This is a genomic window from Pseudomonas sp. MAG733B, assembly GCF_036884845.1.
Lineage (GTDB): Bacteria > Pseudomonadota > Gammaproteobacteria > Pseudomonadales > Pseudomonadaceae > Aquipseudomonas.
On record NZ_CP145732.1, the window covers coordinates 6,046,012 to 6,059,558 of the forward strand.

A 13,547-nucleotide genomic window follows, 5' to 3' on the forward strand; every position below is an offset into this window, starting at 1 on the left:
ACCCGGCGGTTGGCCCACCGGGTGATAGAACCATCAGCGCACTGGTGGTGCGTATTGGATGCCGCCAGCGTTCCACAAGGCGTTCAGCCCGCGGTCGATTTCCAGCGGAGTGTTCTTGCCGAGGTTTTTCTCGAACACTTCACCGTAGTTGCCGACTTGCTTGACGATCTGTACGACCCAGTCTTTCTTCACTTTCAGGTCTTTGCCGTATTCACCGTCGGTGCCCAGCAGACGGGCTACGTCCGGGTTCTTGGTGGCCTTGGCTTCAGCTTCGACGTTCTTCGAAGTGATGCCGGCTTCTTCAGCGTTGAGCATGGCGTAGCCAGTCCAGCGCACGATGGCCAGCCACTCGTCGTCGCCATTACGCACGACCGGGCCCAGAGGTTCTTTGGAAATGGTTTCCGGCAGAACCACGTAGTCCTTCGGCGAAGCCAGCTTGCTGCGCTGGGCGAACAGTTGGGACTTGTCGGAGGTCAGCACGTCGCAACGACCGGATTCCAGCGACTTGGCGCTTTCGTCGGAGGTGTCGAAAGTGATCGGGGTGTATTTCAGACCGTTGCCGCGGAAGTAGTCGGAAACGTTCAGCTCGGTGGTGGTACCGGCCTGGATGCAGATGGTCGCGCCATCCAGCTCTTTAGCGCTTTTCACACCCAGCTTGTTGTTTACCAGGAAGCCGATGCCGTCGTAGTAAGTGATGAAGCCCGGGAATTTCAGGCCCATGCCCGCGTCACGGGAGCTGGTCATGGTGGTGTTGCGCGACAGAATGTCGATTTCGCCGGACTGCAGCGCGGTGAAGCGCTCCTTGGCGTTCAACTGGCTGAACTTGACCTTGGTCGCGTCGCCGAAGACGGCAGCGGCGACAGCGCGGCAGTAGTCAGCATCGATACCAACGATCTTGCCGGTGGAGTCTGGAACCGAGAAGCCAGGCAGGCCATCGCTGACGCCGCACTGTACGAAACCTTTCTTCTGCACTGCATCCAGGGTCGCGCCCGCCTGAGCGAACCCACTGACGCCGAGTACTGCGGCTGCAGTCACGACTGCCAGGGTGGATTTCAACATCTTCATTCAAACCTCCAGTTTTGCTCTTGTTGTGTCGGAGCGTGAGTCCAGTCGCACCCTTTTGAGGCGTTGTTGACCCGTGTTGGCTTATTTGAGGGTCAACCGACGTAGGACCGTAGCCATGAGTCTAGTAGGAGAAAATCCACATAATGGACAACTCACTTCTCACCAATCGGCCGAACGGGCTGTAGCCCTTTCACGTTCGCGAAGCCCGTAGCGGCCGCTGGCGAACATCCATCACCGGATTTTGTAATCCCACCACCAACCATGGCCTGATAGTGTTACCGACAGACGTGGGATTATTCGTACAGACATCGCCATAGCAAAGCCCGTACCACACCGGCCGCTAAAGCGGTTAAGCGACAGGTCAATAGCAAAAGTTGTAGCCTTGCGACATCTTCGTAACTGATCAACCAGACGCGCACTGAGACTTCGCACTCAATCAGAGCGCACGCACAAAATTGGAGCAGACATGACCGAGCCCTTGATTCTTCAGCCCGTAAAGACCGCAGACGCCTGCGTGATCTGGCTGCACGGCCTGGGCGCCGACCGCTACGACTTCCTGCCGGTAGCCGAAGCCCTGCAGGAAACCTTGCTGAGTACCCGATTCGTTCTACCCCAGGCACCGACCCGCGCCGTCACCATCAACGGCTACGAGATGCCGAGCTGGTACGACATATTGGCCATGAGTCCGGCGCGCGCGATCAGCCGCGAACAACTGGAAGCGTCGGCGGACCGGATCATTGAATTGATCGAAACGCAGCGAGCCAGCGGAATAGACGCCTCGCGGATTTTCCTGGCAGGTTTTTCCCAAGGTGGCGCCGTGGTGTTTCACACCGCGTTCCTGAAATGGCAGGGACCGCTCGGTGGCGTACTTGCCCTCTCTACTTATGCGCCGACTTTCAGTGATGAGCTGCAATTGTCCGCCAGCCAGCTGCGTATTCCGGTGCTTTCACTGCACGGTCAGTACGATGACGTGGTGCAGAACTCGATGGGCCGCAGTGCCTACGAGTATTTGAAGCAGCATGGTGTCACCGTGACATGGCAGGAATACCCAATGGGCCACGAAGTGTTACCCGAGGAGATCCGCGACATCGGCGTCTGGCTCGCCGAGCGCTTGCGATAAGCCTTTTATGTTGATTTTTTTGCTTAAAAGCGCCCTTTGATCCATCCCACTACGCCGCGCCCGATTCTTGCATTACACTGGCCGGCGTACATTCCTTAACCAATTGATGAGATGACCGTGCTCAAAGCACTCAAGAAAATGTTCGGTAAAAGCGAGACTGAGCAACTCGCGCCAGTCCCCAGCGCTCCGTCTCACACCCCCAGCCACCGCACCGACGGTAATCAGCCTGGCCGGACCGCCCCCGTAGCGGCACCGAAACACGAGCCGGCCATCGAGCCAGCGGCGCAAACCGTGGCCGAACAACCGCGCAGCGAAACGCCCAAGCCAGCCAAGCCGCGCCGCGAACCGAAGCCAAAAGCTCCGGTCATCCCATGGAAACTCGAAGACTTCGTCGTCGAACCCCAGGAAGGCAAAACCCGCTTCCACGATTTCAAACTCGCTCCTGAATTGATGCACGCGATCCAGGACCTGGGCTTCCCGTATTGCACGCCGATCCAGGCGCAGGTGCTGGGTTTCACCCTCGCCGGCAAAGACGCCATCGGCCGCGCCCAGACCGGTACTGGCAAAACCGCTGCGTTCCTGATCTCGATCATCACCCAGTTGCTGCAAACCCCGCCGCCAAAAGAGCGCTACATGGGTGAGCCACGGGCGCTGATCATCGCGCCGACCCGCGAACTGGTGGTGCAGATCGCCAAGGACGCCGCTGACCTGACCAAATACACCGGCCTGAACGTCATGACGTTCGTGGGCGGCATGGACTTCGACAAGCAGCTCAAGCACCTCGAAGCCCGCCACTGCGACATCCTCGTGGCCACGCCCGGCCGCCTGCTGGACTTCAACCAGCGCGGCGACGTGCATCTGGACATGGTCGAAGTGATGGTGCTGGACGAAGCCGACCGCATGCTCGACATGGGTTTCATCCCGCAAGTGCGCCAGATCATTCGCCAGACTCCGCCAAAGAATGAACGTCAGACGCTGCTGTTCTCCGCGACCTTCACCGAAGACGTGATGAACCTGGCCAAGCAATGGACCACCGACCCGTCGATCGTCGAGATCGAATCGCAGAACGTGGCCAACGAAAACGTCGAACAGCACATCTACGCGGTGGCTGGTGCCGACAAATACAAACTGCTCTACAACCTGGTCAACGACAACGGTTGGGAGCGGGTGATCGTGTTTGCCAATCGCAAGGATGAAGTGCGACGCATCGAAGAACGCCTGGTGCGCGATGGCATCAACGCCGCGCAACTGTCCGGCGACGTGCCGCAGCACAAACGCATCAAGACTTTGGAAGGCTTCCGCGAAGGCAAGATCCGCGTGCTGGTGGCGACTGATGTTGCCGGCCGTGGCATCCACATCGACGGCATCAGCCACGTGATCAACTTCACCCTGCCGGAAGTGCCGGACGACTACGTCCACCGCATCGGTCGTACCGGTCGCGCCGGTGCCGACGGCGTGTCCATCAGCTTTGCCGGTGAAGACGACTCCTACCAGCTACCGTCCATCGAGGCGTTGCTGGGCAAGAAAATCAGCTGTGAGACACCACCGACGCATCTATTGCGGGCGGTTGAGCGCAAACGCCCGTAACGGACGACTTGCAGAAAAGGCGCAGCCGGAAACGGACTGCGCTTTTTTTTCGTCTGGTTTTTCAACAGGAGCTTGCTCGCGATAACTAAAAGTCCATAATAGACAAATTAGTTTACACCCCATCCCCGGAGCCGACCATGTCCAGTACGCCTCATGTGATCAATCAAGCCCAGGCTCGCGAATTGCTGGCGCAAGTCGACGTGCCGCAGATCCTGCGCAAAATGTTCCGTGACCTGGCGACCGGGCAAGCCGTGCAACCGGCGCAGCAACTGGTGGAATTTCCGCAAGGCGCCGGCGACTTCATCAACTACCTGGGCGTGCTGGCCGAAGACGGCGTTTACGGGATCAAGACTTCGCCGTACATCGTCCACGAGCAAGGCCCGCTGGTGACGGCGTGGACGCTGCTGATGTCGGCACAGACCGGCCAGCCGCTGCTGCTCTGCGATGCCGGCGAACTGACCACGGCCCGAACCGCCGCGACTACCGCTGTAGCGGTCGATGCACTCGCGCCGCTCACCGCGACTCACTTGGCGATCATCGGTAGCGGCAAGGTGGCCCAGGCGCATCTGCACTACGTGAAGCATCTGCGCGACTGGCAGAGCATCAGCCTGTACGCGCCGAACCTGAGCGATGATGTTGAAACTGCGACCCTGCTGAAAAGCATCGAGCCGCGCCTGAACATCGTCGACAGTCGCGAAGCCGCCGTTCAGGACGCCGACGTGATCATGCTCTGCACCTCGTCTGCCGGCCCGGTAATCGATCCTTCGAGCCTGAGCAAACCGGCGCTGATCACCTCGATCAGTACCAACGCCCCACGCGCCCACGAAGTGCCGCCGCAGAGCCTCAATGACATGCAAGTGTTCTGTGACTATCGTCTGACCACCCCGGGCTCGGCCGGCGAAATGCTGATTGCCGGTGAACAGCATGGTTGGGACAAGAGCGCGATTGCCGGCGACTTGCCTGATCTGATCAGCGAGAAGGTCCAGCGTCCCGACTACGACCGTCATGTGTTCTTCCGCTCGATTGGTTTGGGTCTGGAAGACATAGCGCTGGCGAATGCGATCTACCGCCTGAACAACTAACAGCACAGTTCCTGTAGGAGCAAGGCTTGCCCGCGATGCAGGCGCCGCGGTCAGTCAGTTAAATCGCGGTGATGCCATCGCGGGCAAGCCTTGCTCTTACAAAAGATCACCCTAATTTCAGCATCGTACTTCTCTGGAGACGTTCATGAGCCAGGCAGATTTCATCATCATCGGCGGCGGGATTGCCGGCGCTTCCACCGGGTTCTGGCTGTCGCAGCACGCACGCGTGATCGTGCTCGAACGTGAATCCCACCCGGCCTATCACTCCACCGGACGTTCGGCGGCGCTGTTCACCGCTGCCTATGGCACACCACAAGTTCGCGCACTGACCCAGGCCAGTCGCGATTTTTTCGACGCTCCACCCAGCGGCTTCTGCGAACACCCGCTGCTGACCCCGCGCGGCGAAATGACCGTGGACTTCACCGGTGACCCGGCCGAACTCAACAATCAATACCTGAGCGCCAAAGCCACGGTGCCTGAGATGCAGTTGCTCAGCGCCGAAGAGGCCTGCGTACGCCTGCCGATCCTGCGCCGGGAAAAAGTCCACGGCGCGATCTACGATCCGACCGCCAGCGACATCGACACCGACGCCTTGCATCAGGGCTACCTGCGCGGCATCCGCCGTAACAAAGGCGAAGTGCACACCGACACCGAAGTGCTCGGCCTGAGCCGTGATGCTGACGGGACATGGCAGGTGCAAACCAACACCCAGACCTTCAGCGCGCCGATCATCGTTAACGCCGCCGGGGCCTGGGCCGACAAGATCGGTGAACTGGCCGGCGCCCGACCGCTGGGCCTGCAACCTAAACGTCGCGCCGCTTTCATCTTCGCCGGTCCCGAGGGCGTGGACATCCACCATTGGCCGATGCTGGTCAGCCTCGACGAATCGTTCTACATGAAACCCGACGCCGGGATGTTCCTCGGCTCGCCAGCTAACGCGGACCCGGTGGAACCTCACGACGTGCAGCCCGAAGAGCTGGACATCGCCATGGGCATCTACCAGATCGAAGAAGCCACGACCCTGACCATTCGCCGTCCGACCCGCACCTGGGCCGGATTGCGCAGCTTCGTCAGCGATGGCGACTTGTTGTCCGGTTTCGATCCACAAGTTCCGGGACTGTTCTGGGTCGCGGCACAGGGCGGCTACGGCATCCAGACTTCACCGGCCATGGGCCAGGCCAGCGCTGCGCTGGTACGCGGCGAGGCGCTCCCTGAGCAACTCACCCGTTTTGGTCTGAGCGCCAAGATGCTCTCCCCTGCCCGCCTGGGCTGAGCCTTATCCTCAGGTGACGTGCCGACTCGATTGCGGCACACTTTCAGTGCCCCGTTTTGCGGGGCACTGAAGCTGCCCGGAGTTCCACTGTATGAAGAGCCGAACCGCATGAACGCCCCCGAAAAAGACCCGGCCCTGAACGACACATCCCTGGATAACTTCCGGGCAATCGCCGATGCCATCGCCACGTTGTTCTTTCCTCACGCCGAGGTAGTGCTGCACGACTTGCGCACGCAAAAGGTCGATTACATCGCTAACAACCTCTCGAAACGGGTCATCGGCGACGACTCGGCACTGGAAGACATGCTCAGTGACGATGTCAGCGAACGAAACATCGGACCGTACGAAAAGCTCAACTGGGATGGTCAGAAGATTCGCAGCCTCAGCACGGTGCTGCGTGATCGCGACGGCCATGCGGTGGCCGTGTTGTGCATCAACCTGAATATTTCGCTGTTCGAGAATGCCAAGGCTGCGCTGGACCTGTTCCTGTCGCCGACAAAACTGATCCCGCAACCGGACTCACTGTTTCGCGATGACTGGCAGGAGCGCATCAACACCTTCCTCCACGCCTGGTTGCGCGAGCGCCAGCTGAGCCTGAACCTGCTGACCCGCGATCACAAACGCGAACTGGTGCTGGCCCTGCACGCCGAGGGCGCCTTCAAGGGCAAGAGCGCGTCAAACTATGTGGCCAATGTGCTGAACATGGGACGGGCGACGGTGTACAAGCATTTGAAGGAATTGAAGGGCTAGGCCCTGAGATTTGTATTGCTTGATCTGGCCTCTTCGCGAGCAAGCCCGCTCCCACACTGGATCTTCGTCTTATGGAGATCAAATGTGGGAGCGGGCTTGCTCGCGAAAGCGGACTATCAGTCGCCGTAAATGTCCGACTTGAAATACTTCTCCGAAATCTTCTGGTACTCACCACTGCTACGAATGCCATCAATGGCCGTGTTCAGCTCGCTGACCAGTTCGGTATTGCCCTTGCGCACCGCAATCCCGGCACCCTCGCCCACGTATTTCGGGTCTTTCAGCTCCGGCCCGACAAAGGCGTAACCCTTGCCCCGCGGCATCGACAGGAAGTCATTCAGCGGAATGGTGTCGGCAAAAATCGCATCGAGACGACCGGCTGCCAGGTCCATGTAGATCTCTTCGTTGTTGCCGTAACGCTTGACGGTGATGCCCTTGGGCTCGAACACCTCGGTGGCGTAACGGTCGGTGGTGGTCGCGCGCTGTACGCCGATGGTCTTGCCCTTGAGGCTGGCGTACTGGTCATCCACCACCGCGCCTTCCTTCATCACCAGACGCGAGGAAGTGAAATAGTACTTGTGGGTGAAATCCACCGACTTCTTGCGGTCTTCGTTGATGGTCATGGACGACAGCGCCATGTCGATTTTCTTCACTTTCAGGGAAGGAATCAGACCGTCGAATTCACCTTCGACCCACACACACTTGACCTGCATCTGCGCGCACAAGGCATTGCCGATGTCGTAGTCGAAACCAACGATCTCGCCTTTGTCGGTTTTCGAGGCAAACGGTGGATACGCCGCTTCGATGCCGATGCGCAGGGTTTTCTCGGCGGCAAACACAGAGCTGCACGCCAACAGGCTCAGGGCCAGACCGGTGATGAGGGGGAATTTCTTCATGTTCGTTCTCTCGCGGGTTGTTGTTGGTTTGGCAAGACAGAAGAAGAGCAGAAACGGGGGGAAAACCTTTTTTGTACTTATAATTCCATACTGGACTTTTATGTATTATCCGTCAATCAGGCAAATGCAGCCCGTGCCGGCCGGTGGTCGGGTGGTGGTTCTGTAAGGTATTGGGTGAGTCAGATGGTCCCTTCGCGAGCAAGCCCGCTCCCACAATGGGTCTGTGTCGTACACAAAATTTGTGTTCAACCAGACCCATTGTGGGAGCGGGCTTGCTCGCGAAGGCTGACTAAAGGACGCCGCAGGAATTACTGCTTCCAGCGATCCGCCGCCGCATGATCACTGTCACGTCCCTCAACCCAACGCGGGCCATTGCTGGTGTTTTCTTTCTTCCAGAACGGTGCGCGGGTTTTCAGGTAATCCATGACAAAGGCGCAGGCATCGAACGCCGCCTCGCGGTGGGCGCTGGCGGCGCCGACGAAGACGATCGGCTCCCCCGGTTCCAGGGCACCGATGCGATGCAACACTTCCAGCTTGAGCAACGGCCAGCGCTGCTCCGCCTCGACGGCGATTTTGCCAAGGGCTTTTTCGGTCATGCCCGGATAATGTTCGAGGAACATCCCGGCGACGTCGAGACCGTCATTGAAGTCGCGCACGTAGCCGACAAAACTCACCACCGCGCCGACGCCGACATTGGCATCGTGCATGGCGTTGACCTCAGCGCCGGGATCGAACGCTGTGGATTGCACACGAATGGCCATGAATCAGCCCCCGGTCACGGTTGGAAAAAACGCCACTTCGTCGCCGTCGCTGACCGGCTCGTCGAGCTGGCACAGGTCTTCATTGCGCGCGCACATCAGGTTTTGTTCACTCAAGACCTCGGCGCCGTCACGCTGGGCCAACAGCGCCCGCACGTCGTCAACGGTAGCGAAGTGACCTTCGACCTTTACCGAATCCACACCCAGCGCCTCGCGATAACGGGCGAAAAACTTCACGGTAACGTTCATGGCTGATCCGCCTGGAAATGCCCGCTCTTGCCGCCAACCTTTTCCAGCAAACGAACGCTTTCGATGGTCATGCCGCGGTCCACGGCCTTGCACATGTCATAGATGGTCAATGCGGCGACGCTGGCAGCGGTCAGGGCTTCCATTTCAACGCCGGTCTGCCCGGACAGCTTGCAGCGTGCTTCGATGCGCACGGTATCGTCGCCTTCGGCACTGAGTTCGACTTTCACACCCGTCAGCATCAACGGATGGCACAGCGGAATCAGGTCACTGGTTTTCTTCGCCGCCTGAATGCCGGCAATGCGCGCCACGGCGAAAACATCCCCTTTGGGATGACCGCCGCTGACGATCATCTGCAGTGTTTCGGGGAGCATGCGCACCAGCGCTTGGGCCGTCGCTTCACGGAACGTCACGGCTTTTTCGGTGACGTCGACCATGTTGGCGCGACCTTGGGAATCGAGATGAGTCAGCACTTGGCCTCCTTGAGGCAGCTGCAAGCGGCAAGCTACAAGCGGCAAGTTAAAAGCGCAGCAGCTGCGGGTATGGAAGAAAGCATTTAAGCAGCCAAAAGCCGCAAGCTTCAAGCGCTAAGTGAGGTTCACTCGGTTCGCTTGAAACTTGCGGCTTGCAGCTTGAAGCTTGAAGCTCGCAGCTTAGAGATGCGTTTCGGCGTATTCGGCCAGGATCGAACGTGGCACCCCTTGCAGGGTGATGTGCACCCCGTTCGGGAAGTCCTTGAAGCGTTCAGTGAGGTAGGTCAGCCCGGAGCTGGTCGCGGACAGGTAAGGGGTGTCGATCTGTGCCAGGTTGCCCAGGCACACCACTTTGGAACCGGCGCCGGCACGGGTGATGATGGTTTTCATCTGGTGCGGCGTGAGGTTCTGACATTCATCGATCAGGATCAGGCTCTGCTGGAAGCTGCGGCCCCGGATGTAGTTGAGGGATTTGAACTGTAACGGCACTTTGCTGAGGATGTAGTCGACGCTGCCATGGGTGCTTTCGTCATCCATGTGCAAGGCTTCGAGGTTGTCGGTAATGGCGCCCAGCCACGGCTCCATTTTTTCCGCTTCGGTGCCGGGCAGGAAACCGATCTCCTGGTCCAGGCCCTGCACGCTGCGGGTGGCGATGATCCGGCGATAGCGCTTGCTGACCATCGTCTGCTCGATCGCAGCGGCCAGGGCCAGGATGGTTTTACCGGAACCGGCCGCACCGGACAGGTTGACCAGGTGAATGTCCGGATCGAGCAAGGCGTACAGCGCCAGGCTCTGATAGATGTCACGCGGTTTCAGGCCCCAGGCTTCCTGATGCAGCAATGGCTCCTGATGCAGGTCGAGGATCAGCAGCTTGTCTTCCTCGATTTCCTTGATCCAGCCGACAAACCCCTGCTCATCGATGATGAACTCGTTGATGTGCACCGCCGGCAGGTTGTCGATCAATTGCACCTGATGCCAGGTGCGGCCGTGGTCCTGACGGGTTTCGACCTTGCTCACACGGTCCCAGAAGGAGCCGGTCATGTTGTGGTAGCCGTTGGGCAGCAACGATACGTCGTCGACCAATTGGTCGGTGCTGTAGTCCTCAGACGCGATCCCGCAGGCGCGGGCCTTGAGGCGCATGTTGATGTCTTTGGTGACCAGCACCACGGGCTTCTTCGGATCGCGTGCGTGCAGGTCGATCAACTGGTTGATGATTTTGTTGTCGTTCAGGTGCTCGGGCAGAATCAGGTTCGATTCAGCCTGCTTGCTCATCAGAATTGACAGTAAGCCTTTCGGTCCGCTCTTGCCACGCTGGATCGGCACGCCCTGCTCGACGTCCTCGGGTGAGGCATCGCCCAAGGTCTTGTCGATCAGGCGAATGGCCTGGCGGCATTCGGCGGCAACGCTGTGGTGCCCGCTCTTGAGCTTGTCCAGCTCTTCAAGCACGGTCATCGGGATGGCGACGTGGTGTTCTTCGAAGTTGAGCAGCGCGTTTGGATCGTGAATCAATACGTTGGTATCGAGTACATAAAGGATTGGCTGGTTGGAAGAAGAGCTACGTCCGTGATCATCCATACTCGGTCACCTTTGTGGGAGCCATTCGACGCAATACCTTGGCGGTGCTGCGCCTCGAAGTGACTGCCGAATTCACCTGCGGGGACTCAAGTGACTGCATACAGAGCTGGGTCTTGGGAGACGCCACCTGTGTTGCAGGTTTCGGCGGTCTGTCTTCGTAATACTCCAAAACACATGACAGAAAAAAGTACTTTGACGTTTTTTTGAAGTTTATTTTTCAGATTGACCAATAGCACTTGGCGGACTGCCATCATCCGTTTACAGTCGGAAGTCAACCTGCTTCAAAATCCCCCAGAAAATCGCCAGAAACCCAATGTTTCCGGGCTTTTTCCGTTTATCGAAACCCGTCCTGACAATCCTCCCAACCGATCCCGCTCTGCGCCGTTTGCGTCATCAGCCACGGCAGCGTCGTTTTCACCCCGTCCTGTTTCACATTGAAGTTGATCACGCCATGACGCCACAGCAGCATCAGGGTCAATACCCGTTGCCCGCTCTGGCTGGGCTTTAGCTTGCCTGCGCCGTCCTGGGCATCGATGTCCCACAGCGCCACCTGCAAACCCTGGGACTTGTAGAAGCCCTCGGCATCGGAGCGGCGCTGGCCATCGGGCGGACGGAACAGCGGCACGTAGTTTTCCGGCAGTTTGCCTTTGACCAGTTCGACGCTGCGTCGCACTGAATCCTGCCAGTCCTGCCAGTGACTGTGCGAGCGGAACTCCCAGCCTTGCACGCCGACGCATTGGGTTGAATAGGTCGATTGCAGGCTGCTGACCGAACGGTCGGCCAGTCGCGCCTGAATGTCCTTGCCGAGAACGAAGAACGTACCGCTCATGTTCGCCTTGCGCAGGTACTCGCTGACCCAGTCCGTGTTGTCCGGCACGGCATTCGCGGCACTGTCGAATGTCAGCAGGAACAGGCGGTCGTGCATCGCTTCGCCGTCGCGCTCATAGTCGCCAAAATGATCGACTTCACTACTGGTTTGCGGGAACAGCGCCGCCTTGCGCAGTTGCTCGTCCAGGTACTGGGCATGGAACAACCGGCTCGGCTCGGCCCACTTGATGTAGTAGCTGTCTTCGCTGATCTGGAATTTGCCGGCCTGTTCACGCAGGGTCGGCATGTCCTCGACCAGAAAACAGAAGGACGCATCCTGATCGCAACTTTGCTGGGCGAAATTGAAGTTGCTCAGCAAACGCTGCCACATGCGCTCGCGCACACGGTTGACCGACTCCATGTTGACCGTGCGCAGGCCCAGGCGCTGGGCCAGACCCGCTTCATCCAGCGACTCGCTGGCCAGCAGTACACGGGCGAACATGAGGATTTCAGCGCGTGAGGCCACGTCGAACAGCGTCGGGTTGTTGAGTTTTTCCGGCCAGGTGCCGCGATCAAGCGTCGCCACGTCACCCGGCGCCGCCAGGGCGCCGAAGCTCAGAAGCCACGCTGTGAATAGAAGAACGATACGCAATGGGATGTCTCCATAACAAAACCCGCGCGGCACTATATCGCGGGAAGATCAAAAGATCGCATGACACCACCGATCACCTATTACCCCTATAGCTGGAGTCAACACGAACAACCCCCTAGAATCGCCGCCACGATTAAAGGAGACGACTTCATGCTGATGGTGATTTCCCCCGCCAAGACCCTCGACTACGAAACACCGCCGGCGACCCAGCGCTTTACCCAGCCGCAGTACCTCGATCACTCGCAAGAACTGATCATGCAGTTGCGCGACCTGACGCCAGCGCAGATCAGCGAGTTGATGCACGTCTCCGACAAGATCGGCGGGCTCAATGCCGCGCGTTTCGGCAGCTGGACTCCGGCCTTCACCCCGGAAAACGCCAAGCAGGCGCTGCTGGCATTCAAGGGTGACGTGTACACCGGCCTGAATGCGCAAACCTTCAGCGAAGCCGATTTCGATTACGCCCAGCAACACTTGCGCATGCTCTCCGGCCTGTACGGCCTGTTGCGCCCGCTGGATCTGATGCAGCCTTACCGTCTGGAAATGGGCACCAAACTGGCCAATGCCCGCGGCAAGGACCTGTATGCCTTCTGGGGCACGCGCATCAGTGAGTGGTTGAACGAAGCCTTGGCTGATCAAGGCGATGACGTTTTGCTCAACCTGGCTTCCAACGAGTACTTCTCGGCGGTCAAACGCAACGCCCTGAACGCACGGATCATCAACACCGAGTTCAAGGACCTGAAGAACGGTCAATACAAGATCATCAGCTTCTACGCGAAAAAGGCCCGGGGCATGATGAGCCGCTTCGTCATCGAAGAACGCATCAACGACCCGGCAGCCCTCAAGCAATTCGACGTCCAGGGCTATCGCTACAGCGCCGAGCAGTCTAAACCGGACAGTCTGGTGTTTCTGCGCGACCACGCACCAGAGTGATGCAAGAGGTCGGCGCACGACGTTCAGAACGCTCGCGCGCCGATCATTGATCGACCCGATATTTCCCGCCTTATTCGCCATTTTTATGGCGCCAAAAATACATCATTCGTTTTTCTAACTTTAGTTTCACTCGACTTCGATATTTTTTTTCAGTAGTGGCACTGAAAATTTATATCGGTAGTGGCAAAAAACTATCCCCTCGAATAATCCGCCTATATATAAAGGGCGAAACGGCAAGTGCTATCAATTTGAGAGCAGTGCCATCTTTCTCAATATTTCAAAAAATTTCAGATTTCACGATAGGCGGATCGGAACTATGTCCGAATGCACCGCTCA

General features: G+C 58.6%; 13 protein-coding genes. 6 read left to right on the forward strand and 7 right to left on the reverse strand.

Annotated elements, in window-relative coordinates; all coding sequences use genetic code 11:
* Positions 1–33 precede the first annotated feature (33 nt).
* Positions 34–1,065 carry an amino acid ABC transporter substrate-binding protein gene (locus V6Z53_RS27700; RefSeq protein ID WP_150702904.1) on the reverse strand — a complete coding sequence of 344 codons (1,032 nt, stop codon included), beginning with the start codon at positions 1,063–1,065 and terminating at the stop codon, positions 34–36.
* A gap of 466 nt (positions 1,066–1,531) precedes the next feature.
* Between V6Z53_RS27700 and V6Z53_RS27705 the strand changes: the two genes are divergently transcribed.
* The 5 genes from V6Z53_RS27705 to V6Z53_RS27725 all read left to right on the forward strand — a co-directional run bounded on the left by V6Z53_RS27705 (position 1,532) and on the right by V6Z53_RS27725 (position 6,877).
* Positions 1,532–2,185 carry an alpha/beta hydrolase gene (locus tag V6Z53_RS27705; protein WP_338582856.1) on the forward strand — a complete coding sequence of 218 codons (654 nt, stop codon included), beginning with the start codon at positions 1,532–1,534 and terminating at the stop codon, positions 2,183–2,185.
* A 111-nt stretch (positions 2,186–2,296) separates the two neighbouring features.
* Complete coding sequence (gene rhlB / locus V6Z53_RS27710; RefSeq protein ID WP_338582858.1) at positions 2,297–3,772, forward strand: ATP-dependent RNA helicase RhlB; 1,476 nt, start codon at positions 2,297–2,299, stop codon at positions 3,770–3,772.
* Between the two features lie 137 nt (positions 3,773–3,909).
* Entirely contained in the window at positions 3,910–4,854 is a 945-nt protein-coding gene (locus V6Z53_RS27715) for an ornithine cyclodeaminase family protein (protein WP_338582859.1), read from the forward strand.
* A 145-nt stretch (positions 4,855–4,999) separates the two neighbouring features.
* Complete coding sequence (locus tag V6Z53_RS27720; RefSeq protein WP_338582860.1) at positions 5,000–6,127, forward strand: FAD-binding oxidoreductase; 1,128 nt, start codon at positions 5,000–5,002, stop codon at positions 6,125–6,127.
* A gap of 108 nt (positions 6,128–6,235) precedes the next feature.
* Positions 6,236–6,877, forward strand: coding sequence for a PAS domain-containing protein (locus V6Z53_RS27725; RefSeq protein WP_338582862.1), 642 nt, complete (start codon positions 6,236–6,238; stop codon positions 6,875–6,877).
* A gap of 116 nt (positions 6,878–6,993) precedes the next feature.
* Here V6Z53_RS27725 and V6Z53_RS27730 read toward each other — a convergent pair whose 3' ends face one another.
* From V6Z53_RS27730 to V6Z53_RS27755, 6 genes are all read right to left on the reverse strand, one after another.
* Positions 6,994–7,770, reverse strand: a complete 777-nt coding sequence (locus V6Z53_RS27730) for an ABC transporter substrate-binding protein (protein WP_338582864.1) — start codon at positions 7,768–7,770, stop codon at positions 6,994–6,996.
* A 308-nt stretch (positions 7,771–8,078) separates the two neighbouring features.
* Positions 8,079–8,531 (reverse strand): molybdopterin synthase catalytic subunit MoaE, encoded by a 453-nt coding sequence (gene moaE / locus V6Z53_RS27735; protein WP_338582866.1) that lies wholly within the window; start codon positions 8,529–8,531, stop codon positions 8,079–8,081.
* A gap of 3 nt (positions 8,532–8,534) precedes the next feature.
* Positions 8,535–8,777, reverse strand: coding sequence for a molybdopterin converting factor subunit 1 (moaD, locus tag V6Z53_RS27740; RefSeq protein WP_150772213.1), 243 nt, complete (start codon positions 8,775–8,777; stop codon positions 8,535–8,537).
* Entirely contained in the window at positions 8,774–9,247 is a 474-nt protein-coding gene (moaC, locus tag V6Z53_RS27745) for a cyclic pyranopterin monophosphate synthase MoaC (RefSeq protein ID WP_338582868.1), read from the reverse strand. Before moaC ends, moaD begins: the two co-directional genes overlap by 4 nt.
* Positions 9,248–9,427: 180 nt before the next feature.
* Positions 9,428–10,822, reverse strand: a complete 1,395-nt coding sequence (locus tag V6Z53_RS27750; RefSeq protein ID WP_338582869.1) for a PhoH family protein — start codon at positions 10,820–10,822, stop codon at positions 9,428–9,430.
* 334 nt (positions 10,823–11,156) lie between these two features.
* Positions 11,157–12,281 carry a polysaccharide deacetylase family protein gene (locus tag V6Z53_RS27755; protein ID WP_338582870.1) on the reverse strand — a complete coding sequence of 375 codons (1,125 nt, stop codon included), beginning with the start codon at positions 12,279–12,281 and terminating at the stop codon, positions 11,157–11,159.
* A gap of 150 nt (positions 12,282–12,431) precedes the next feature.
* On the opposite strand from V6Z53_RS27755, the gene yaaA reads away from it, so the two are divergent.
* Complete coding sequence (yaaA, locus tag V6Z53_RS27760; RefSeq protein ID WP_338582871.1) at positions 12,432–13,211, forward strand: peroxide stress protein YaaA; 780 nt, start codon at positions 12,432–12,434, stop codon at positions 13,209–13,211.
* The last annotated feature ends 336 nt before the right edge of the window (positions 13,212–13,547 follow it).